The sequence below is a fragment of the Pseudomonas fildesensis genome, assembly GCF_001050345.1.
GTDB classification, from domain to species: Bacteria; Pseudomonadota; Gammaproteobacteria; order Pseudomonadales; family Pseudomonadaceae; genus Aquipseudomonas; species Aquipseudomonas fildesensis.
This window is the reverse complement of record NZ_LFMW01000024.1, coordinates 24992-46716: the sequence shown is the minus strand read 5'-3', so window position 1 is coordinate 46716 and position 21725 is coordinate 24992. Positions and strand designations below refer to the sequence as shown.

The following is a 21725-nucleotide window of genomic DNA, read 5'->3' as shown; positions in this document are numbered from 1 at the left end:
TGTGAAAATAACGCTCAAATAAGCGAGGCTGTTCATGGATCATTTCGGCGCGCTCGGCGCATTCGTTCAGGCGGCGCACACCCGCAGCTTTACTGAGGCCGGGCGCAGAATTGGGGTGTCTTCCTCGGCTGTTGGCAAGGCGGTTGCGCGGCTGGAGGAAGAGTTGGGCGTGCGGCTGTTTCATCGCTCCACTCGGGCGATTACTTTGACGGCAGAGGGCAGTCTTTTTCTGGAGCGTTGCCAGCGGATTTTTGCTGAATATGAAGTCGCCAAGCGCGAGCTCACTCAGGCTGCTGGCAAGCCCCAGGGCAAATTACGCCTCGGTTTGCCACAGCTGGGCATGCGGTTGATGCCTCATTTGATTGCGTTTCAGCAAGCGTATCCAGAAGTGGAATTGGAGTTGGAGTTCAGTGATCGCCTGGTCAATGTGATTGAGGAGGGCTTCGATGCGGTGATGCGCATCGGTGAAGTCGACGACTCCCGACTGATGATGCGTAAGCTCAACGGCTACAGCCACCGGTTGGTTGCTTCGCCAGACTACCTTTCGCGTCGGGGCGTCCCTTCGCGGCCAGCGGACCTTTCCAGCCATGCTTGCCTGCGATACCGCTACCCCACCAGCGGTAAGCTTGACCCCTGGCCACTGGTGATGAAGAAAGGGCAAGACACCCTGGAGCTGGGGCAATCGGCGACGTCCAACGCGATTGAAGCCTTGCTGGCAATGGCGGAGGCGGGGCAGGGCATCGCCTGCCTGCCCGACTTTTTTATCGAGGACGCCATCGCGGCAGGGCGCTTGGTGCCGGTGTTGGACCGCTACATCAGTGATCACCGTACGTTCAGCATCCTGTGGCCGTCCAGCCGACAGCCGCTGCCCAAGATCAAGGCGTTTGTCAGCTTCATGGCCTCACGCCTGACGTAAACCCCGCTGTGCCACAAGCGCAAATACCGGCGCACTGGGCGCCGGCAGCTGTTACGTATGGCTCAATCAAGCATTGTTGGATGGCTTGGCCGCAAAGGCGCCGTCACCCAGCAAGGCAACGACCAGTGCCGTCACACTCAGGTAGATCGGATATTCCCAGCCGCCGTTGGCGTTGGTGAAGCTCCAGCCGTTACCGAAGTGCACGGTCGCCGCGACGAACAACTGGACCACTGCCAGTGCCGCTACCCAGCGTGCATACACGCCTAATACCAGCATCAAGCCGCCGATCACTTCGAACGCCATGACCGGATAGGCCAGGAAGCCTGGAAAACCGATGGACTCGAAAAAGCCTGCGGTGCCGGCCGGGGTAAACACCAGCACTTTGGTCAGGCCGTGGGCGATGAACATGATGCCAAGTGCCAGGCGCATCACGAATGCGGCGTAGGGTGCAGTGCGAGAATCAATCATGGTGTAGCTCCTTTTATTTAGTTGGGAAGGGACAGCGTGTGGCTCAGCCATTGAGAAAAGTCGGCCAGTTCTTCACCGATAATCTCGTGGGCCATGTTGTAGAAATGGGTTTCGTGCTTGACGCCGATGCGATCCAGCCAGGCATCTGCCTCGTTCGCCCAGTCCACCGGCAGGACGGCGTCCTGGTTGCCGTGGGCGATGAAGGCCGTGACCGACTTGAGGCGCTCGGCTGAGGCGATCCGAGGCGCAATCTCGCGCAGCATGCGGCCGCTCAATATCGCAAAGCCAGCCACCAGTTCGGGTTCAGTGACGCCCAGGCTCGCGCTCATGATGCCGCCCTGGCTGAAACCTGCGATTACCGTCGGCAGGGCGGGCAGCGCTTCGATGAAGCGATGCAACAGCAAGCGACTGGCTTCCGCCTGTTCCTGGTTGAAGGATGGGCCGTTGCTGGTGAAGTTCACTTGGTACCAAGCGAAGCCTTGGGGGCCGACCTGCAAGGGCGCGCGCACCAGAATGACTTCCAAGTCTTCAGGAAGCGATTCGGCCAGGGCTGCAAGGTTGGCTTCGTTCGAGCCCACACCATGCAGCAGGATCAGGCGACCTTTAGGCGTGAAGGTGCTGCAGCCTTTGCGGAAAAACAGACCGGTTTGTGGTTCGCGGGCTGCGTCGGAAAATGTAGTGTCACGCATGGTCGAGAGTGCCTTGAGTCAGTTGAATGGGTTCGTGGCCTTTGGACGGGGCCGAGGTGAACAAGTAGCTGTCCATTGCCAGCACGCCGTAGGTCACGCCGCCCTCCAATACCTGTGTCTCGTAGCCTTCCCCGGCTGCGCCCAGGGCGATCAGCAAGGGCAGAAAGTGTTCGTCGGTGGGGTGAGCCCGCTCAGCCGACGGGGCATAGTGCTTGAAGTCCAGCAATTGCCCGGTGTTACCGTCCTGCAGGGTTTGGGCTGTCCACGCGGCAAAGGCATCGACGTAGGCAGCGCTCTCGCGGGTGGCGCCGCGGAACTCGTACAAGTTGTGGGTCAGGCTGCCTGACGCGACGATCAGTACATTCATATCCCGCAGTGGCTTGAGCGCATCGCCCAGCTTCCAGGCCTGATGGGTGTCAAGACTGGCCGGCATGGAGACCTGGACCACCGGAATATCTGCCTCGGGAGCCAGATACAACAGCGGTACCCACGCGCCATGGTCCAGGCCGCGTTGAGCGTCCAGTCGCGACTGCCAGCCGGCGGCCTGCAACAGGTCTACGATGTGCCCAGCCAAGGCTGGAGCGCCCGGTGCGGGATAGCTCAGTTGATACAGTGCGTCGGGAAACCCGCCAAAATCATGGATGGTCGCAGGCGCGGTGCTCGCCGTGACAAGGACTTCGCCGCGCGTCATCCAATGTGGAGAGAGGACGACGATGGCGTCAGGTCGCGGCAGCTCGCGACCGGCCTGAACCAGGCGGGGACCCGCCAGGCCAGGCTCGATGGCGAACATGGGAGCACCATGAGACACAAACAGCAGGGGGAACGGGGTGTTCATGGTGGAATGCTCCGAAGGGGTTACTTGTTAAGCCAGACAGGGGCGATGGAAGTGCCCAGGCCGGCGCCGTAGCCAAGGTAGATGTTCAAGCCTGCCAGCGGCTCCAGGTAGCGAGCGTTGATCAGTCCACCGGTGTCGACGGTGTTCCAACCCAGGCTGCGAGCCAGGGCTATTGCCGTCTGCTTGGCGCGCTCACTGTCACTGGCCACGAATACGCTGCCACGTTGGTGATTGGCGAACGTCGGTCCATCGCCCAGCACTTGAGCAAACAGGGTATTGAAGGCTTTGACGATCTGGGCCTGTGGCACTGCCTTGGCGATTTCTTCGCTGGCGCTGGTGACGTGGCCGATGGTCAGCGACATGTAATCGGCGCTGAGCGGGTTGGTGATATCGATGACGACCTTGCCGGTCAGATCACCCAGGTTCTGCAGCGCCGCAACGGCGTCTGCGTAGGCAGTGGCAAGCACCACCACATCGCTGTCGCCCAGCGCCTGATCGGCGGTGAAGGCGGTTACCTGTTCGAACTGGGCTGCCAGCGCTTCTGCCTTTTGGATGTCACGGCCCGTAATACGGACCACGTGACCGGCACCAGACAACTGCTTGGCGAACGCTGAACCCATGTTGCCGGTACCCACTACTGTAATTTTCATATCGACCTCTTGTGCGTTGGTGTGCGTTTCGATGGGCCCAGTTTATAGATTGTGATTCTGAGATAAATAAGGCCAAATGTGATTGATAGTTCCACTAAGTGAGACAGTTATGGATAGAGCATTGGAGATGCAGGTGTTCTGTACGGTGATCGACAAAGGTACTTTTGTAGGCGCGGCCGACGCCCTCGAAATGTCCAAGGCGGCCATCTCGCGGTATGTGAGCGCCCTTGAGGAGCGGTTGGGGGCTCGGTTGCTGCATCGCACCACGCGCAAGCTCTCGCTGACCGAGGAAGGCCGGCAGTTCTACCATCAGGCGCGAGAGGTGCTGGCCCTGATGGATCAGGCCGAGGAGGCTGTATCGTCCGCAGCGCCAGAGCCCAGTGGTGTCTTGCGGGTGAATGCGCCGGTCAGTTTTGGCGTTCTGCACCTTGCGCCGCTGTGGGGGGCGTTCATGAGCGCCCACCCGAATGTCGAGTTGGATATCAGCCTGAATGACCGTTTGGTGGACCTGGTGGACGAGGGCTTTGACGCAGCGATACGCATTGGGCGCATGGAGAACTCATCCCTGGTGGGGCGGCGCCTGGCGGGCACGCGTATGTGCCTGTGTGCTTCCCCCGATTATCTGGCGAGACATCCCCCGCTGCGCACACTTGCGGACCTGGCTGAACATGGCGTCATTGCCTATACCAACTTTGCGACGGGCAATGAATGGCCGTTCGACGGGCCCGATGGTCACGTCAGCGTGCGCACTCGTTCGAGCGTGCGCTGCAACAATGGCGATACGTGCCGCAGCATCGCCATTGCGGGTGGCGGCATTGCCCTGCAGCCAAGCTTTATGGTCGGTGAGGATTTACGCAGCGGAGCCCTGGTGGAAGTCCTGCCTGAGTACCGCTCCATCGAGTTGGGCATTTACGTGGTTTATCCCACGCGCAAACACTTGGCGAGCAAGGTGCGGGCGCTGATCAGCTTTCTGACTGAGCGCTTCGCCCATCCCGAGTGGGAGCGCTAAAGGGTTTAAGCGGCACGCATCACGAGCGCTGCAAAAAACTGTGCAGGTCAGTGGCGAATTTCTGCGGATTCTTGAATGCCAGAAAGTGGTCGCCCTGTTCGGCCTTGTCGTACACATACAGTACCGAGTTGCGGATCACTGAGTTCATCCACTTCTGACTGTCCAGCCAGTCACTGTATTCCCCGGTAAAAATCGCGGTGGGCACGTCGATCTTGGTTTGGATGACATCTCGCCAATCGTTGGTGACATGATCAAAAAGCACTAATCCGGTAAATGCCATATCGTCTTTTATCGCCGCCTGGACCAGGCTGATTGCATTGTGGAAATAGGGTGAGTCGATTGCCATTGCGCGCTCGAGCACGCGAGTTCCTGAAATCAATTGGTTGGTCGTTGTCATGTTCACGTAGGAGTCGATCATGCGTTCCGGTGAGGTGGTGAACGCGCCGGCATCCAATCGCTGTTGTTCTGTCCAATCGGCGTGGCAATAAATCGAAGGTGCCTGATCGATGATGCTCAAGGTGCGAATACCCTGGGTACCGAACAGGTCAATGTACGCCCACATCACCGACGCACCCATCGACCAACCGCAATAGTGCGCTTCAGGCACACCCAGATGCTCGGCAAACTCCTTAACGTCCATGGCATAGCGGGAAATACGGTTGCCCGACGCCGTTTTTTCGGAGAAGCCCTGGTTGCGAACATCCAACACGTAGACGTGATAGTGATTGCTGAGGATGTGCATGAGGTGGAAATACATCGCCCCGTTGGCCGACCAGCCCGGGATGAAAATCAATGGCTGCCCTGCGCCCGCTTCCCAGTACGCCAGGTTTACACGGTCACTGGTGCTGAAGCTGCTGACTTTAAGGTCGGGAAAGTCCGAGACGCGGAAGGCCTGGTCAATGATTTCGTTGGGAAAGTAAAAATCTTCGCCGAGCATGGCCGGCAGCGATTGATTGATCAGGGGGTATATCATGGTCCAATCCTGTGTCGATTCAAATATCGTTCGAGCGACGATTTCCGGCGCCGGCTGTCAGTTGGCCGCCCCGATAACGTCAACTCGCTGCCAAGCGAAGATAGAGCTTGGACAGTTCCAGGATAAATACCCAAAATGCCTGGACATTCGAAACGGATCATTGGTAATGGATCGTCTGAGCAGCATGGCGGCATTTGTCAAAGCCGTTGAAATGGGGTCTTTCAGCGCCGCTGGTGATGCGTTGCAGATGTCGGCGCAATTGATCGGCAAGCATGTGCATCACCTGGAGCAGCACCTTGGCGTGCGTTTGCTCAACCGCACCACGCGCAGGCAAAGCCTCACTGACTTTGGGCGCGAGTTTTACGAGCGCTCCAAATTCATCCTGGCCGAAGTTGAAACCGCCGAAAACCTCGCAGCCCATACCCAGGCGGCTCCAAGCGGACGGCTGCGCATCAATGCCCCCGTCAGTTTTGGTATGCAGTCCCTTGCGCCACGCTTACCAGCGTATATGGAGGCTAATCCGCAGGTGAGCGTGGAGCTGAGCCTGGCCAATAATGCTGTAGATCTGATCGATGAAGGCTTTGACGTGGTTTTCAGAGTCGGCGTGCTGGCCGACAGTGGCTTGGTTGCCAAGGCACTGGCGCCCTATAGGCTAGTGTTATGCGCTGCGCCGTCTTACCTTGAAGGCAAGCCCCCGATACAGACACCGTGGGACCTGCAGAATCATGAGTGCCTGGGGTTTTCCCACACCGAGCTGCGCACGCACTGGACGTTCAATGGGCCTGAAGGAACCGTCGTTGTCCCGGTTGGCAGTCGATTCATGGCCGATCACGGCGAGCCGCTGCTGTGCGCCGCCCTGGCAGGCTTGGGAATACTGCTCCAACCGGTGGAACTGGTGCGCAAATCACTCCTCGCTGGCGAGCTCGTCACGCTGCTACCAGATTACCCGCCACCCAGTCGCCCACTGCACGTGCTGTACGCGCCCGATCGCCGGCTGACCCCGAAGCTGCGCAGTTTTCTCGACTTCGCCACGCAGAATTTCGGTGCAGACTTCGTTGAACCTGAGCTGTTTTGAAACAGACTGTTGTAGATCACCAACCGGAATTGACATTTATCCAGGCGCGGCTAAGCCATACAGTGGCTGTTTGTTTTCTACACTGTAGGCGCTGATGGCGGGCATAACGGCCCGGACATTCTTGACGGAGAAATGATGAATATCCAACTGAAGACGAAACGCGCTCTGGTTACCGCCTCGACCGGCGGCATTGGTTTTGCGGTGGCCAAGGGGCTTGCCGAGGCAGGCGCCGCCGTCGTCGTCAATGGTCGCAGTGAAGGCTCCGTGAATGCAGCGGTTGCCCGCTTGTTGGCAGAAGTGCCCGGTGCCAGTGTCATTGGTGTGGCGGCAGACCTGAGCACCGCGCCAGGCGTGGCGAGCTTGTTGGCCGGTATCAGTGATATCGACATTTTGGTGAACAACGCCGGCATTTATGAGCCGCTGGATTTCTTCGAAGCCGGTGATGACGTGTGGGACAACTACTGGCACACCAACGTGATGTCAGGCGTCCGCTTGAGCCGTGCGCTGCTGCCAGCCATGGTTGATCGCGGATGGGGGCGGGTGGTATTCGTTGCGTCCGAGTCGGCACGAAACATTCCTGCGGACATGATTCACTATGGCGTTTCCAAGACGGCCCAATTGGCACTTGCGCGTGGTTTGGCCAAACGCGTAGCCGGCAGTGGTGTGACCGTCAATAGCGTGCTGCCGGGGCCTACGCTGTCTGACGGCGTCGCGGATATGATGAAGGGCGAAGTCGAACGTACCGGAAAATCCCTAGAGTCGGTGGTTGCCGAGTTTGTCATGCAGCATCGCCCAAGCTCGATCATCCAGCGCGCCGCCAGCGTGGAGGAGGTGGCTAACATGATTGTATATGTCTGCTCCACGCAGGCATCGGCCACCACCGGCGCTTCGTTAAGAGTCGACGGTGGTGTGGTAGACGATATCGTCTGATACGTCTCAGGGCTGGCGGGACACGTACAGGTTGACCCCGATACATATCAGCAAGGCGAACGCAGAAAACAGCATTGCGTTCGCCATCCCTTGCGAGAACGACGCCGCATCATCATGCGCAATCAGTATTCCCGAAACGGCAACGCCTAACACGCCGCCCAACTGCCTGGCTGAAGCCATTAACCCCGAAGCAATCCCCGCATCGTGTTGTGTCACGGATGACAGCATCGAATTAGTAATTGACGGCACTGACATTGCGCTGCCAATGCCGACCAGCATCAGTGCGCCATTGAGCAGCCATGGGGAGGCTTGCACCGTGATTTGCGACAGTACAAGGAACCCGACGATCTGAATGCTAAAGCCCGTGGTGATAATGCGTGTGGCGCTGAAGCGTTTGGCGAAGCGAGAGGAGAGCAGGGTTGAAAGGGTCAGCACCGCCGTCAACGGGATGAATGACACGCCGGTTTTGAAAGCGTCGTAATGCAGGAAGGTTTGAAAGTAGATGCTGAATACGAATACTGCGCCGTAAAACGTCAGATTAATTGCGGCGCCGGCCAGCGCCATGCTGCCTAGCACCTTATTACTGGCAAGCCGTGCCGGTAGCATGGGATGTTTGACGCGATGCTCGATCGCAACGAATGCTGCCGCACAGGCCAGCGCAACGGCCAGGGCCGTCAGTGTCTGCGCGCTCCAGCCTTGTGCGCTCGACTCGGTCAATCCATAGGTCAACGATGCAAGGCAGAGGGCAATACTGATTTGCCCCGGAATATCGATGTGTTTATCGACCCGAGGGGACGCGGGTGCGTATCGCAGGATAAGCGCGATCGCCAGCAGACCGATTGGAATATTCAGGAGAAAAACACTGCGCCAGCCGAAGTACTCGATCATCAGACCACCGATCACCGGCCCGGCGGCCAGAGCAATTCCGCCGCAGGCCCCCCAAAGCGCGACGGCAGAGCGGCGTCGGTCCGGGTCTTGAAATGACACACGGATCAGCGTCAATGAAGTGGGTATGAGCAGCGCGGCTCCGATGCCCTGGATGACACGCATCGAGATCAGGAGGTTCATGCTGCTGGCTAAGCCGCAGCCGATGGAGGCGAGGGTAAATATCGCAAATCCCGCCGCGAACACGGATTTTGCTCCCCATTTGTCGCCCCAGGCTCCACCCAGGATTAGCAGGGCAGAGAACGGCAAAGCGTAACTGTTTATGACCCACTGCAGACCGGTGAGGTTGGTGTCGAAGGCGGCTTTAAGCGCTCCCAGCCCAACGTTCACTACGCTGACGTCGAGTTGCACGACGAGAAAACCCAGGCAGGCAGCGGTTAAAATGGCGCGTAATGAAGCTGGTGATTGAGTCATGGCATTCGTGTTTCATAGCCTGTAGCAGATCATGGTTGTGAGTCGATTGACCGATGCACTTGCATGCCTGGATGACCCAAGCATGCAGGGTGTTACCGGCTTAAACGAACTGCAGTACGTCGTTCACTGCTTTACGCGGCTTTTGTGGCCAGTTGGCCAGGCCCGGGTAGCCAACAGTGATCAACATCACCGGCACTTCTTCATCCGACAGGTCGAATTCCTTGGCCACGGCGGCCTGATCAAACCCGATCATTGGCGTCGAAACCAGGCCTTGGCCCTTCGCGGCCAACATCAGGGTCATCGCGGCGAGTGAGCCGGAGCGAATGGCTTCGTCGCGCTGCAATTGAGGGTTTTCCTGGTACATGCCTTGGGCCGCGCCCACCCACATGTCGTAGATCGACTGGTCAATGATTCCGGCATCCAGCGTCGGCTTCAATGCAGCCGGCAGGGTTACATGCGGGTTCAGGGTGCCGCAGACAATAAAGGTCACGGCGGCATCCATGACCTTTTGCTGGCCAAATGCGAGTGGCAACAAGCGTGCCTTGGCTTCGGTGCTGCGCACGGCCAGGAACTTCCAGTTTTGCAGGTTGAAGGCGGAGGGGGCGTGGGTGGCCAGGTTAACCAGTTCAGCGACCTGGGCGTCCGTCAATGAACGTTCAGTGTCGTAGCTGTTGGCGGAGACGCGGGACTTAATAACTTCAGCGATAGCAGACATAGTGATCTCTGTGCGGGATAAGGATGCGCATGACACGGTTGTCACTTTCGAGCCTGCGCCTGGTTTCAACTCAGCGGCTGAAACCGTCGAATGGGGTCATGTAAACGGCGCCGAACGGGTCCAGGCGCTTGCGGATTTCAGCGTCGGGTGTGCCGTAGACCACCAGGCTAGTGATGGTGCACAGCTCCAGGAAACGCTGGCCAAAAGGCGCGAACGTGGTGTCTACGTGGCTTACCACGGCATCGACGTTATACCGCTCAAGGATGTGCACGGTGCTGTTGTCTTCATTGACGCTGTATTCGTAAACCAATGTGCCCGGCTCGGCACGGGTGGCGGCAACGATGGTGGCGATCAGTGCCTTGAATTCAGCAAGCTCTGCGGGTTTGACCGCAAGGGAGAACAGGCAGGAAATATGGGGGTGCATGGTGGGGGTCTCCGGCAGATGGATGACAAAAACCTGCACGCCAGCATCGCTGGATTAGCCGTTGCATGCGGTGCAGGTCAGGGGCGTCAGGGCTTTTCGGGTGCTTCCCCGAATAGCTTGCCGGCGCCGGCCCAATCCGATGCGGCTACGTCTTCGAAAATTACGTAGATGTAATTGGCATCGGTACCGGTGTGTTTAACGATGCTTTCGGTGATATCGGCTGCAACAGCGGCTTTCTGCGCGTGTTCTTTACCTTCGAACCAGCTCACACGTACGACGGGCATGATGTATTCCTTCTAGGACATTGATCTGGGATAGGTGCGAAAAATGCACCGTTGCCTTACTGGAACCCATCGTACTGTTGAGTTCGGTGGCGATAAATGGCCTGCAACTATAATATGGGTAGACTAAAACTCTACAATTGTGGGCGTAGCATGGTACCTATCGACTCCTTCCAGGGCGTGATCACCTTCGTCGTGGCGGCGCGCTCGTCCAGCTTTACCCAGGCAGCCGAGCGCTTGGGACTGTCGAAATCTGCGGTGGGCAAGGCCATAGCGCGCTTGGAAGAGCGTTTGGGCACGCAGTTGTTTCATCGCACCACGCGAAGGATTTCCCTCACCGCCGATGGCGAGGCCTACTTCGCAGCATGCTCCACGGCGCTGGAGGAAATCGGCACCGCTGAAAGCGGGCTGGGCCCCGGTGGTGGTGAGCCCTCTGGCCGTTTGCGGGTTGATGTTCCGGTGGCGTTCGGACGCCGGGTCGTCGCGCCACTGTTGTTTGAGATCGCCAACAAATACCCGGCGCTGCAATTGAGCCTGACGTTTTCCGATCACCTGGTGGACCCGTTCGAAGAGGGTATCGATTTGTTGGTACGGTTTGGCGAACTGCAGGACACCAGCGGGCTGGTTGCGCGACGGTTGACTCGTCAACGCTGGGCCGTCTGCGCTTCCCCTGATTACCTTGCGCGCTTCGGTACCCCGCAAACCCTGGAAGAGCTGACCCAGCACCGTTGCATCGTCGGCCATCGCCGCGGCCAGCCGCTTGCATGGCGAGTGATGCAGGCGGGTCATACCGTTCGTTACGCCCCCCCTTCAACGCATCAGATTGGCGATGGCGAAGCCATGATTCTTGCCGCAGTGGCTGGCGCCGGCTTGTGCCAAATGCCGCGCAGCCTGTTCCAGGATGATATTGAGGCGGGCAGGCTGGTCGAGGTGTTGCAAGCCTATGAGCCTGAAGCGGTTGATGTGCATGCGGTCTGGCCCAAGGTGTCGCACCTGCGCCCCAAGGTTCGTTATGTGGTCGATGAGTTGGTCAAGTTGTGTGCGCATTGGCAGTAAAGGCTGTGCACTCAATTAATCGCTGAACAGATCAAACATCAGTTGTCGGAACCATTTATTGGCGGGGTCCCGATTGTATTTGCCGTGCCAGAATAAATTGATGGCAATCTCGGGCAAGGGTAACGGGACTGGCAGGCTGGTGAGCCCGAACGGCTGAGCGCAGCTGTTGGCGAACCGTTCTGGAACTGTGGCGATCAAATCGGTGTTCTGCAGGATATGTCCGACCGCTACAAAGTGCGGCACTTCCAAGCGAATCTCACGTTGCAAGCCAGCACGCTGCATATGCGTGTCGATTTCTCCATGGCCGGTGCTGGCCGCTACGATCCTGACGTGCCCAAACTCACAGAAACGCTCACGGGTCATTGGCTGCTGGGTCAATGGATGGTCTTTTCTGCACAAGCACACATAGCGATGGTGAAACAGCCGCCGCTGGTAGAAGCCTGCTTGCAGGTTCGGCAGCAGTCCGACAGCCAGATCCACTTCGCCACTGGCCAGGCTTTCGGACAGCTGCGCGTTGCTGCGCAGCGTACTCACCGAGATGCCAGGGGCCTGTTTAAGCAGTGCGTCGATCAATCGCGGCACGAAGTAAATTTCCCCGATGTCGGTCATCGCCACAACGAAGCGTTTTCGGCTGGTCGCTGGATCGAACTCATCGTGGCGGTTTATCGCACCGTGCAGCAAGCCGATCGCCTGGGATACCGGTTCAGCCAGTTGCGCTGCAAACGGGGTTGGCTGCATGCCCCTGGGGGTACGCACGAACAACTCATCGTTGAACGTAATGCGCAGACGCTTCAGCGCATTGCTGACGGCGGGTTGAGTCAGCCCAAGGCTATCAGCCGATACTGAGACACTTTTGTCTGCCAGTAATTGGTTGAAGATCACCAAAAGGTTCAGGTCCAGCTCGCGCAGATTCATCTTGGATTCTCTCCGTCAGGCGTGCGGATTAAGTCATTTTTATATTCACGCTGGTGATAGTTTGTATGGAGGGGAGGGCATTTATCAATGGTTTGTGAATAGTCATGATCGGGCTATTCCAAAAACAACCATAAGGTTTTCCCATGACTAGCCCTCATTCTGTCTTGCAAGTGGGCATCGTCGGCGGCGGTATCGCTGGCGTGGCCTTGGCACTTGATCTCTGCCGTCATACGCACCTGGAAGTGACGTTATTTGAAGCCGCACCTGCCTTTGGTGAAGTGGGTGCCGGTGTATCGTTCGGCGCAAACGCCGTGCGAGCCATTGAAGGCCTGGGAATCGGCACACCCTACGAACGCATTGCGGACCGCACCCCACAGCCTTGGCAAGACATTTGGTTTGAATGGCGCCGGGGTGTGGATGCCGGCTACCTCGGTGCCAGCATTGCCGATGGGGTGGGACAATCTTCCGTGCACCGCGCCGATTTCCTCGATGCGTTGGCCCAGCAATTACCGGACGGCATTGCTCGCTTCGACAAGCGTGCTGTCAGTGTCCATGAGATAGGAGACAGGGTCAGCGTTCAGTTCACCGATGGCTCGGACTACGAATGTGACCTGCTGATCGCGGCCGACGGTATCAAGTCATCCCTGCGCGATTATGTGATCCAGGGGCTGGGCCTGCCTTTGGTCGCGCCTCGCTTCAGCGGTACCTGCGCCTACCGCGGCATGATCGACAGTGAGCAACTGCGCCAGGCGTATCGCGCTGCCGGCGTCGATGAGCATCTGATCAATGTCCCGCAAATGTATCTGGGGCTCGACGCCCATATCCTCACATTCCCGGTCAAGCAAGGTCGGTTGATCAATGTGGTGGCCTTCGTGTCCGATCGCTCCGAGCCCAACCCGGTATGGCCGCAGGACACTCCCTGGGTCAAAAGCACCACCCAGGCGCACATGCTGGAGGCCTTCGCGCACTGGGGCGATGCCGTACGCGTATTGCTCGAGTGCATCCCTGAGCCGACGTTGTGGGCGCTGCATGAGCTGGATGAGCTTGCAGGCTACACCCATGGCCGCGTCGGGCTGATCGGTGACGCCGCCCACGCCATGCTGCCCCATCAAGGCGCTGGGGCGGGGCAGGGGCTCGAAGATGCCTGGCTGCTTGCGCGCCTGTTGGGCGACCCGCGAGTGCTTGAGAGCAACGCCCAAAACGTCTTGCAGGTGTATGACGAAATACGCCGGCCGCGCGCCTGCCGTGTGCAACGAACGTCCTGGGAAGCGGGTGAGCTTTACGAATTCAGAGACCCTGAAGTCGAAGGCCAAGAGTCGCTGTTGTCGACCAAGTTGGCCAGTCGTTTCGATTGGTTATGGAACCACGATATGCAATCGGACCTTGCACAGGCCCGCACTCGGCTCGGTTGGACAGAGGCTGTTTGAAGTGCATACGGCGCCAGCACCCATTGGCTGGCGCGCTAGACCCACAATAAAAAAGGTGAGCCCACCATGACTGTCAGCATTTCCAATACCCCCGATATGCTTGAATTTTTCCGCGACGCAGCCGGGCTGAAAAACGCCGCTGGCAACCCACGCAACAAGCACATTGTGCTGCGTATTCTGCAAGAGACCGCCAGGCTCATTGAAGAGCTTGAGATCAGCGATGATGAATTCTGGGCAGGGGTCGAGTACATCAACCGACTCGGCAAGAGTAACGAGGCGGGGTTGCTTGCGGCAGGCCTGGGCGTGGAGCACTTTCTCGATCTGCTCAACGATGCCAAGCAAGCCGAGGCCGGTCGCACCGGAGGCACACCGCGCACGATTGAAGGGCCCCTCTATGTAGCGGGCGCGCCTCTGCGCGAAGGTTATGCGCGGATGGACGATGGCTCGGAAGACGGTATCGCCACGCCGTTTTTTGTCGAGGGGCAAATCCTGAATCTGCAAGGCCAGCCTATCGCGGGGGCACTTGTCGACCTGTGGCAAGCGGATAGCAAGGGCAACTACTCGCACTTTGATAAGAGTCAGTCCGAATTCAACCTGCGCCGGCGCATCGTCACCGACGCGGACGGGCGTTATCGGGTCAGGAGCATCGTGCCTTCGGGCTACGGCTGCAATCCTCAAGGCCCGACCCAGGAATGTCTTAATCACCTGGGCCGGCATGGCCAGCGTCCTGCGCATATCCACTTTTTCCTGTCTGCCCCCGGCTACGAGCACCTGACTACCCAGATCAACCTGTCCAACGACAAGTACCTCTGGGATGACTTTGCATACGCCACGCGTGATGGATTGATCGGCGAGGTGCAGTTCATTGATGACCAAGTGCTGGCTGCTGCCCGTGGTGTTACAGGGCGGTTCGCGCAAATGACATTTGATTTTGAGCTGCGTCCGGCAGCCAGCCTTGAAGCACAACAGCGGAGCAACCGCCCGCGTGCGCTGCAAACCGCATAAGTCGAAACAGTCAAACCTGAACGATTAAAGAGGATAAGTAGATGTCCCAAAGCAGCCTTGCACCTATTGAAGTAAAAGTTGCCGTATTGCGTGAAGCCGGGAGCAAACTCCAGCTTGAACGAGCAGAGCTGGGCGTCCCGCGCTGATGAAGTGCGCGTGCGTATTGTCGCGACCGGTGTTTGCCACACCGACATGGTCGTGCGTGATCAGCTTTTTCCGACGCCGTTGCCAATCGTGCTGGGCCACGAAGGTTCCGGGGTTGTTGAGTCGGTAGGGGCTGCGGTGACAACCATCGCACCCGGTGATCATGTGGTCATGACCTATATGTCGTGTGGCTTGTGTTTGCCTTGCGAAACCGGGCACCCCGCGCATTGTTCCCACATGCACCCGCTGAACTTCGGCGGTGGACGGCTGGATGGCAGTACCTCGACCTGCAGCTGCGACGACGCGGCGCCGATACATGACCACTTTTTTGGTCAGTCCTCTTTCTCGACTTATGTGATCGCCAGCGAGCGTAGCGTGGTGAAAGTGTCGAAAAAGGCGCCGTTGGAATTACTGGGTCCATTGGGATGCGGCATTCAGACGGGGGCGGGGTCGGTGCTCAAGGTACTGCAAGTCGAGGCGGGCGCCAGCTTTGCAGCGTTTGGCGCTGGTGCAGTAGGCCTGGCGGCGGTAATGGCGGCTAAGGTTGCGGGGGCTACCACCATTATTGCCGTCGATGTGACCCCCAGTCGCTTGAGCCTTGCGCTTGAAGTCGGCGCGACTCACGTGATTAACAGCCGTGAAGAGGACCCGGTTCAGCGCATTCGTGAAATCACCGGCGGCGGCGTGAACTACAGCCTCGAATGCTCCGGTCGTGCAGAAGTGCTGCGTCAGGCTATCGATTCACTCACAACGCTGGGCACATGCGGAATCGTAGGGGCGACCAAGATGGGCACGGAGGTGGCGTTCAACATCAACGAGGTGATGATCCCCGGTAAACGAATCATGGGCATTGTCCAGGGCGACGTGGTCGCCAACGCGTTTATCCCCACACTGGTCGACCTGTATCTGCAGGGCCGCTTCCCCTTCGACAAACTGTGCCGGTTTTACACGTTTGACCAGGTCAATGAAGCCATGGCCGACAGCGAAAGCGGCATCACCATCAAACCGATTCTGCGCATGCCGGCCGCGGCTGATCTGGCTTGACTCCTCAGGCTCAACCAAAGGACCTCTTAATGAATGTTCAACTCGTAATCGACAACGTCGCGCAAGCGGCGTCGACCGGTAAGACCTACCAGCGTATCGACCCGATCAGCGCCAAGGTCACCACCACGGGTGCTGCTTGCGGCGTAGACGATGCGCGGCGCGTTGCGGCTTCTTCCCAGCAAGCGTTCAAGACGTGGTCGAAGGTTGGCCCAACCGAGCGTCGCCGGCTGCTGTTGGCCGCTGCTGATGCGCTGGAAGGCAAGATGGAGCTTTTTTGCACCGTCATGGCCGAAGAGATCGGTGCATCGCGATTGTGGTCACAATTCAACGTGGGCGCTTCGGCCAACCTGTTGCGCGAAGCCGCTGCGCTGACCACGCAAATCAAAGGCGAAACACTGGCGACCGATAAACCGGGCACTTTGTCCGTGACCCTGCGCCAGCCCGCCGGCACGGTGTTGAGCATCGCGCCGTGGAACGGTCCGGTGATCCTGGGCACTCGCTCCATTGCTTACCCATTGGCCTGCGGCAACACGGTGATCTTCAAAGGTTCGGAGAACAGCCCGCGCACGCATGAACTACTCGCCCAAGCCTTCTATGATGCGGGTTTCCCGCCGGGCGTGGTGAACTTCATCATCTCTGCCCCCGAAGATGCCGGCGCCGTCACCGAAGTGCTGATTGCCCACGACACGGTACGCCGGGTGAACTTTACCGGCTCGACCAACGTGGGCCGAATGATTGCCCAGACTTGCGCCAAACATCTCAAACGTTGCTTGCTGGAACTGGGGGGCAAGGCGCCGTTTATTGTGTTGGAAGATGCCGATCTGGATGGCGCGGTCAATGCAGCGGTGTTCGGGGCTTTTCTGTACCAAGGGCAAATCTGCATGTCGACAGAGCGGTTTGTGGTCGATGAGGCGGTTGCCGACACCTTCGTCGCCAAGTTTGCAGAACGTATTCGTGGCCTGGAGCAGGGGAGTCCTGTGACCAATCCAGCCAGTGTCGTAGGCCCGATGATTGCCCAAGGCTCGGTCCAACGCATTAATCAGATGCTCGATGATGCGATTGGCAAAGGCGCCTCGATTGTGGCCGGTGGGCTCGCGGAGCAGGCGCAGATGGCGCCGACGTTGGTCGATCGTGTGACGTCGGCCATGCAAATCTACGATGAGGAAACCTTCGGCCCCGTTACAACGGTGGTCCGTGTGAAAGGTGCCGAGCAGGCGTTGGAAGTCGCCAATGACACGGCATTCGGCCTGTCCTCGGCCATCTTCAGCCGCAACGTCAGCCTCGCCCTCGACCTGGCCAGCCGCCTGGATGCAGGTTGCGTGCATATCAACGGAGCCACCGTGCAAAACGAACCACAGGCACCTTACGGCGGTATGAAGAACAGTGGCTACGGCCGTTTTGACGGTAGCGCAGTCATTGAAGAGTTCACCGAAGTGAAATGGGTCACGGTCGAGCCTTCCGATCAGCCTTATCCGTTCTAACGACAACGCATAGAGGCCGGCTCTACGGAGCCGGTGTTCACTACTTCCGAACAGAACATGGCACTCCGGGTGTCGCGCCCGGTGCTGCCTGCGAATTCTCAACGCACATATGGTTGCCACAATGAATAATAAAAAAACCGTTGTCGCTGTAACTGTCCTGTCCAAAATGCCTGCTTTGACTGTTGGTTGCGCGCTGGCATTTTGTCTGCCCGGCGCCCAGGCCACCGAGGGTGGTGGTTCGTCCTACCCGATGGGCGCCGAAAACTACATGACTGGGGCCATGCCGCCACCGGGGTTCTACACACAGATTTTTGCGGAAAGTTATCGTGCTGATAGGCTCCTGGATAATCGCGGCAAGTCGGCGCTCGACGACTTTCACCTGCGCGCTGATGTGATTGCTCCAAGGCTGATCTGGGTGACCGAGCAAAAGGTCCTCGACGGCGACCTGGCGTTTCACCTCAACGTACCCTTGGTCGACTTGCGGGTGGACGTAAACGGCCAGCATCAGAAGAAAACGGGCATGGGCGATATCATCTTCGGCCCGGCGCTCGGCTATCACTACAGTGATAAATTCCATGCGATCTACGCGCTGGATGTCTTCGCCCCCACCGGCCGTTATGACCGCGGTGACCTGGCGAATATTGGCCGCAATTACTGGGCATTCGAGCCGATCGCCGCATTCTCTTACGTTGATCCCGCCGGGGTGAATGCCGATATCAAAGTGATGTATGACTTCAATCTGCGCAATCGCGCGACTGACTATCGTTCAGGGCAGGAACTGCACGCTGACTACTCATTGGGTTGGGGCTTCGATAATGGCTGGGTGGTAGGCGTCGGGGGCTATGTGTATCGACAGACCACCGACGACCGTCAAGACGGCGCACGCGTCGAGGACAACCGAGGGCGCGCGTTTGCCATTGGCCCGTCAATCAAGTTCGCGAGTGATTCCGGCTGGTTTGTGACCGCAAAATGGCAAAAGGAAAGCGAGGTACGCAACCGTCCGGAAGGGGAGGCTTACTGGGTGAAGCTGACCATTCCTCTTTAGCGATATGTAGAGATTTTTTCTACGCAGCGGCTATTTTCTCGACGTTTATCCCTGCTGAAAAGCGCTATAGGATCGCGTTGCGCGTACTGCGTGCATCGCGTCAGGCATTTAGAGAGTAGGGATGAAACGATGACGGTATCAAAAACCGAAGGCTATACCGGCACTGCCAACCGGAATCGCATTAGACTCGGCAGTCCGCAAAAAGGATATACATTGGGATCAGTTTTCATCGGATCCCAATGTATATCCTTTTTGCGGACTGCCGAGTCAGATTTATACCGACAATGCCGCAGAGTTTATCAGTCCGGAACTCATAGCTAAATGCGCTCGCCATGGGGTTGATTGGGATCACAGACCCATTGGTAAAAAGTGGTACGGCGGAATTGTCGAACGTGTTATCGGTGTATTCATGGTTCGGGGAGTTCACTTTTTACCTGGGGCTACTGGTAGTAATGTACAGGAGCGGCAAAGCGTTGAGAGTGAACTCAATGCTTGCATGGATATTCGTGAGTGCAGAGCTTGGTTTGGTGACAAGGTTACTGAATATCACGGAAAAATACATTCCTCAATAAAGTACTCGCCTCGCGCAGCAGGGACTCACGCTGTAAAGTTAGGTCGTGATCAGATGGTGCCATAGTTGATGAGTATGCGTTCGAGGCTATGGATAGTCAGGATGACATTGTAGAGAGCGCACTCGAGAAAACATTAGAGTATAAAAACAAAAAGTCGAAAAAAACTATCGATGATCATCAAAATATACCTTGGCTGCTGCCTGATCCTGTAGTTGAGCTTGATGAATCAAACGTTTTTTCTTCAGTCTGATTATTAGGAACGGGTTGGGAAGCTCGTAATGTGCGAGCCCTTCACCCCATGTCTTCCCGGAAATTCAAATCATTTTCAGCTCGATATGTTGAATAACCGCCCGTCAGACTCGACGCGGATTTCTTGAACATACGATTCGTTTTCTCGGACAGATTAAACATGTGCTGGCGAAAATTCCCTTTCGTCGTGCCTTTGGGAGAACGCAATGAAAGCCATCGTTTACAACGGCCCTCGTGACGTCAGTGTGCAAAATGTGCCGGACGCAAAAATTGAAAAACCCACCGACGTGCTGGTGCGAGTGACGGCCACCAATATCTGCGGATCTGATCTGCACGTGTACGAAGGCAGAACTTCTTTTGAAACAGGCAGAGTGTTTGGCCATGAAAACCTGGGCGAGGTCATCGAAGTAGGCTCCGGCGTAGATCGGGTCAAGGTAGGAGACCGGGTATGCCTGCCATTCAATATCGGCTGCGTTTTTTGCGAAAACTGTGAAAAAAGCCTGACCGGGTTTTGCCTTGCCGCTAACCCAGGCAGCGCGGGTGCGGCCTACGGATTCGCTGACATGGGCCCTTATCAGGGCACTTCTTCGGGTGCCGTATGCAGACTTCAACTGCTTGGTGTTGCCCGAGGACGCGCAAGAGCGGGAAGAAGATTACGTCATGCTGTCGGACATCTTCCCGACTGGCTGGCATGCAACTGAGCTAGCAGGCCTCCTTCCCGGAGAAAGCATTGCCATCTACGGCGCCGGCCCAGTTGGTTTGATGGTGGCCCACTCAGCCATGATCAAGGGCGCCTCTCAGGTGTTCGTGGTCGATAATCATCCTGACCGCTTATAACTCGCTGCTCAAATGGTCGCTACACCCATCAACTCGCTTGGGAAAGAAGCGGTAGACCAAATATTGAATCTGACCCATGGCAAAGGCACTGATCTCGGCTGTGAGTGTGTTGGGTATCAATGCGCGACCGCCATGGTCATGAAGCCAATCACCTGACTATGAACAACCTTGTCGCCTCAACAAAAGCGACTGGGGGCATCGGTGCCGTTGGTGTGTTCGTCCCGCAATACCCTGGCGCTAAAAATGAACTGGCCAAGGAAGGCAAGATGGCATTCGACTTCGGCGCCTTCTGGTTTAAGGGGCAGCAAATTCGAACCGGGCAGGCCAACGTCAAGGCCTACAATCGTCTTCTGGCCGAGCTCATCCATCACGGCCGTGCCAAGCCTTCGCAGATTATCTCTCACCGCCTCAGGCTTGCTGAGGGCCCAGATGCCTATAAGCACTTTGACGCACGTGATGATGGTTGGACAAAGGTCGTACTCGCATAAGTGGCATCAGGCTTAATCGCGCAAGGTCAACAACGGATGCTTGCTGTAGGCCGTTCATACCAGTGCACCTGAACCTAACTCCTACGACGGTATTCACGCGGCGTTATGCCGGTATGACGTCTGAACAATTGAGCGAAATAACTTGGGCTGGCATAGCCAACCTCAAGCGCGACGTTCAGGATGCTGAGGTCGGATTCCAGAAGCAGCTCCCGCGCCGTTTCCATCCGAAGATGAATAAAGTACTGGGATGGGCTCCGTCCTGTTGCTTTCTTGAACAGGCGGCTGAAGTGCGAAACGCTCATGCCCGCTTCGGATGCCAGTCTTTCCAGGCTGAATGCACTGTCCATCCCTGTTTGCAGGGTCGCAATGGCCTTATGGAGTTTGTAGGCCGGCAAGGCGTTCATACGTTTGGACGGTTCGCTGCCGTCGCCATAGCGTCGGGACAAATGCACAGCAAGCGCTTGGCCTACGCCTTGTAGGTACAGAGAGCTGGCTTGCGGGTTTGAAGTCACTTCGTGATAGAGGGATCTCATCAGCCCCGTAACTTCGGGATCTCGTTCGCCGGATACCTCTCGTAGCCGCTGGACTCCGTCGGGACACGAAACAATATCCCGCGCGGCAAGATCCAGCAAATGCTGGCTGAGATAGACATGCATCACTTCAAAGCCCCCATCGCTTTCTGTTTGCCATCGCATTTCATAGGGGAGGGGTGACGTTGTCAGAAAAAAGTCGCCAGCAGCGACAGGGGTGGCCGTCCACTCTTCGTTCCCAATGCGCTCTTCTATGACGGCAGCACCTGAAACGATCAGAACAAGCAGAGGTTCTGCGACAGCAGGAATCATCAGACTCTGCTGGGTGGTTCGATGCCTGAATATCTGTACCTGCACCTGCGAGTTCAAACTTTGGCCAAAAGGCTGATGGGCCGTAGCGGGTAGGTAGTCCGGCATTTTATGGGCGGGAATCCGCTCATGATGATCTGAACGGGATGGTTGGCCAAGCGTTGCCATGGCATGTTTTTCGCGAGTGATGGGTCGACAGAGTAGCGAGTCCAGGCGACTAAAAGCAAAATCCCGACAGCCCGGCAAAAATGCGGCAGATCCGCGCGAAAGAATGGGAGAAGGTGCCGTCGTCTACAGCA

General features: G+C 57.5%; 20 protein-coding genes and 2 pseudogenes. 11 read left to right on the top strand and 11 right to left on the bottom strand.

All coding sequences use genetic code 11. The features are described from left to right. Positions 1–34 precede the first annotated feature (34 nt). Positions 35–916, top strand: a complete 882-nt coding sequence (locus ACR52_RS26075) for a LysR family transcriptional regulator (protein ID WP_048730861.1) — start codon at positions 35–37, stop codon at positions 914–916. A 66-nt stretch (positions 917–982) separates the two neighbouring features. Here ACR52_RS26075 and ACR52_RS26070 read toward each other — a convergent pair whose 3' ends face one another. From ACR52_RS26070 to ACR52_RS26055, 4 genes are read right to left on the bottom strand one after another with little or no spacing between them, the layout of a single operon-like run. Then, positions 983–1384 (bottom strand): DoxX family protein, encoded by a 402-nt coding sequence (locus ACR52_RS26070; protein ID WP_048730859.1) that lies wholly within the window; start codon positions 1382–1384, stop codon positions 983–985. Between the two features lie 17 nt (positions 1385–1401). Further along, positions 1402–2073, bottom strand: coding sequence for an alpha/beta hydrolase (locus ACR52_RS26065; protein WP_048730857.1), 672 nt, complete (start codon positions 2071–2073; stop codon positions 1402–1404). Further along, entirely contained in the window at positions 2066–2908 is an 843-nt protein-coding gene (locus ACR52_RS26060; protein ID WP_048730853.1) for a DODA-type extradiol aromatic ring-opening family dioxygenase, read from the bottom strand. Before ACR52_RS26060 ends, ACR52_RS26065 begins: the two co-directional genes overlap by 8 nt. A gap of 20 nt (positions 2909–2928) precedes the next feature. Continuing rightward, complete coding sequence (locus ACR52_RS26055; protein WP_048730850.1) at positions 2929–3558, bottom strand: NADPH-dependent F420 reductase; 630 nt, start codon at positions 3556–3558, stop codon at positions 2929–2931. A gap of 109 nt (positions 3559–3667) precedes the next feature. Between ACR52_RS26055 and ACR52_RS26050 the strand changes: the two genes are divergently transcribed. Continuing rightward, positions 3668–4567: a LysR family transcriptional regulator gene (locus ACR52_RS26050; protein WP_048730849.1), complete on the top strand. Its 900-nt coding sequence runs from the start codon at positions 3668–3670 to the stop codon at positions 4565–4567. 19 nt (positions 4568–4586) lie between these two features. On the opposite strand, the gene ACR52_RS26045 is transcribed toward ACR52_RS26050, so the two are convergent. After that, positions 4587–5540 carry an alpha/beta fold hydrolase gene (locus ACR52_RS26045; RefSeq protein ID WP_048730847.1) on the bottom strand — a complete coding sequence of 318 codons (954 nt, stop codon included), beginning with the start codon at positions 5538–5540 and terminating at the stop codon, positions 4587–4589. 166 nt (positions 5541–5706) lie between these two features. Between ACR52_RS26045 and ACR52_RS26040 the strand changes: the two genes are divergently transcribed. Further along, the gene (locus ACR52_RS26040) at positions 5707–6615 is read left to right on the top strand and encodes a LysR family transcriptional regulator (RefSeq protein ID WP_048730845.1); all 909 of its coding nucleotides are present in this window, start codon (positions 5707–5709) and stop codon (positions 6613–6615) included. Between the two features lie 135 nt (positions 6616–6750). Then, complete coding sequence (locus ACR52_RS26035) at positions 6751–7545, top strand: SDR family NAD(P)-dependent oxidoreductase (protein WP_048730843.1); 795 nt, start codon at positions 6751–6753, stop codon at positions 7543–7545. Between the two features lie 6 nt (positions 7546–7551). Here the strand turns inward: ACR52_RS26035 and ACR52_RS26030 are convergent, their stop codons facing one another. From ACR52_RS26030 to ACR52_RS26015, 4 genes are all read right to left on the bottom strand, one after another. Continuing rightward, the gene (locus ACR52_RS26030) at positions 7552–8904 is read right to left on the bottom strand and encodes an MFS transporter (protein ID WP_048730841.1); all 1353 of its coding nucleotides are present in this window, start codon (positions 8902–8904) and stop codon (positions 7552–7554) included. Positions 8905–9004: 100 nt separating this feature from the next. After that, the gene (locus tag ACR52_RS26025; protein ID WP_048730839.1) at positions 9005–9619 is read right to left on the bottom strand and encodes a nitroreductase family protein; all 615 of its coding nucleotides are present in this window, start codon (positions 9617–9619) and stop codon (positions 9005–9007) included. Positions 9620–9689: 70 nt separating this feature from the next. Further along, positions 9690–10043, bottom strand: coding sequence for a putative quinol monooxygenase (locus tag ACR52_RS26020; protein ID WP_048730837.1), 354 nt, complete (start codon positions 10041–10043; stop codon positions 9690–9692). Between the two features lie 86 nt (positions 10044–10129). Further along, complete coding sequence (locus ACR52_RS26015; protein WP_048730835.1) at positions 10130–10327, bottom strand: tautomerase family protein; 198 nt, start codon at positions 10325–10327, stop codon at positions 10130–10132. Between the two features lie 150 nt (positions 10328–10477). On the opposite strand from ACR52_RS26015, the gene ACR52_RS26010 reads away from it, so the two are divergent. After that, on the top strand, positions 10478–11380 hold the full coding sequence (locus ACR52_RS26010; protein ID WP_048730832.1) for a LysR family transcriptional regulator: 903 nt from the start codon (positions 10478–10480) through the stop codon (positions 11378–11380). A gap of 15 nt (positions 11381–11395) precedes the next feature. Here the strand turns inward: ACR52_RS26010 and ACR52_RS26005 are convergent, their stop codons facing one another. After that, positions 11396–12295 carry a LysR family transcriptional regulator gene (locus ACR52_RS26005; protein WP_048730831.1) on the bottom strand — a complete coding sequence of 300 codons (900 nt, stop codon included), beginning with the start codon at positions 12293–12295 and terminating at the stop codon, positions 11396–11398. Positions 12296–12438: 143 nt separating this feature from the next. On the opposite strand from ACR52_RS26005, the gene salA reads away from it, so the two are divergent. The 6 genes and pseudogenes from salA (at position 12439) to ACR52_RS25970 (ending at position 20587) form a co-directional block, all read left to right on the top strand. Then, positions 12439–13722 (top strand): salicylate 1-monooxygenase, encoded by a 1284-nt coding sequence (gene salA, locus ACR52_RS26000; RefSeq protein WP_048730829.1) that lies wholly within the window; start codon positions 12439–12441, stop codon positions 13720–13722. A 66-nt stretch (positions 13723–13788) separates the two neighbouring features. Further along, the gene (gene catA, locus ACR52_RS25995) at positions 13789–14727 is read left to right on the top strand and encodes a catechol 1,2-dioxygenase (protein ID WP_048730827.1); all 939 of its coding nucleotides are present in this window, start codon (positions 13789–13791) and stop codon (positions 14725–14727) included. A gap of 41 nt (positions 14728–14768) precedes the next feature. Continuing rightward, a pseudogene (locus ACR52_RS25990) lies at positions 14769–15915 on the top strand (NAD(P)-dependent alcohol dehydrogenase). 29 nt (positions 15916–15944) lie between these two features. Further along, positions 15945–17396, top strand: a complete 1452-nt coding sequence (locus ACR52_RS25985) for an aldehyde dehydrogenase (protein ID WP_048730826.1) — start codon at positions 15945–15947, stop codon at positions 17394–17396. Positions 17397–17517: 121 nt separating this feature from the next. Continuing rightward, positions 17518–18441 (top strand): SphA family protein, encoded by a 924-nt coding sequence (locus ACR52_RS25980; RefSeq protein WP_053221261.1) that lies wholly within the window; start codon positions 17518–17520, stop codon positions 18439–18441. Between the two features lie 1027 nt (positions 18442–19468). After that, a pseudogene (locus ACR52_RS25970) lies at positions 19469–20587 on the top strand (glutathione-independent formaldehyde dehydrogenase). A 74-nt stretch (positions 20588–20661) separates the two neighbouring features. Here ACR52_RS25970 and ACR52_RS25965 read toward each other — a convergent pair. Next, complete coding sequence (locus ACR52_RS25965; RefSeq protein WP_236692201.1) at positions 20662–21594, bottom strand: helix-turn-helix domain-containing protein; 933 nt, start codon at positions 21592–21594, stop codon at positions 20662–20664. Positions 21595–21725 lie beyond the last annotated feature (131 nt).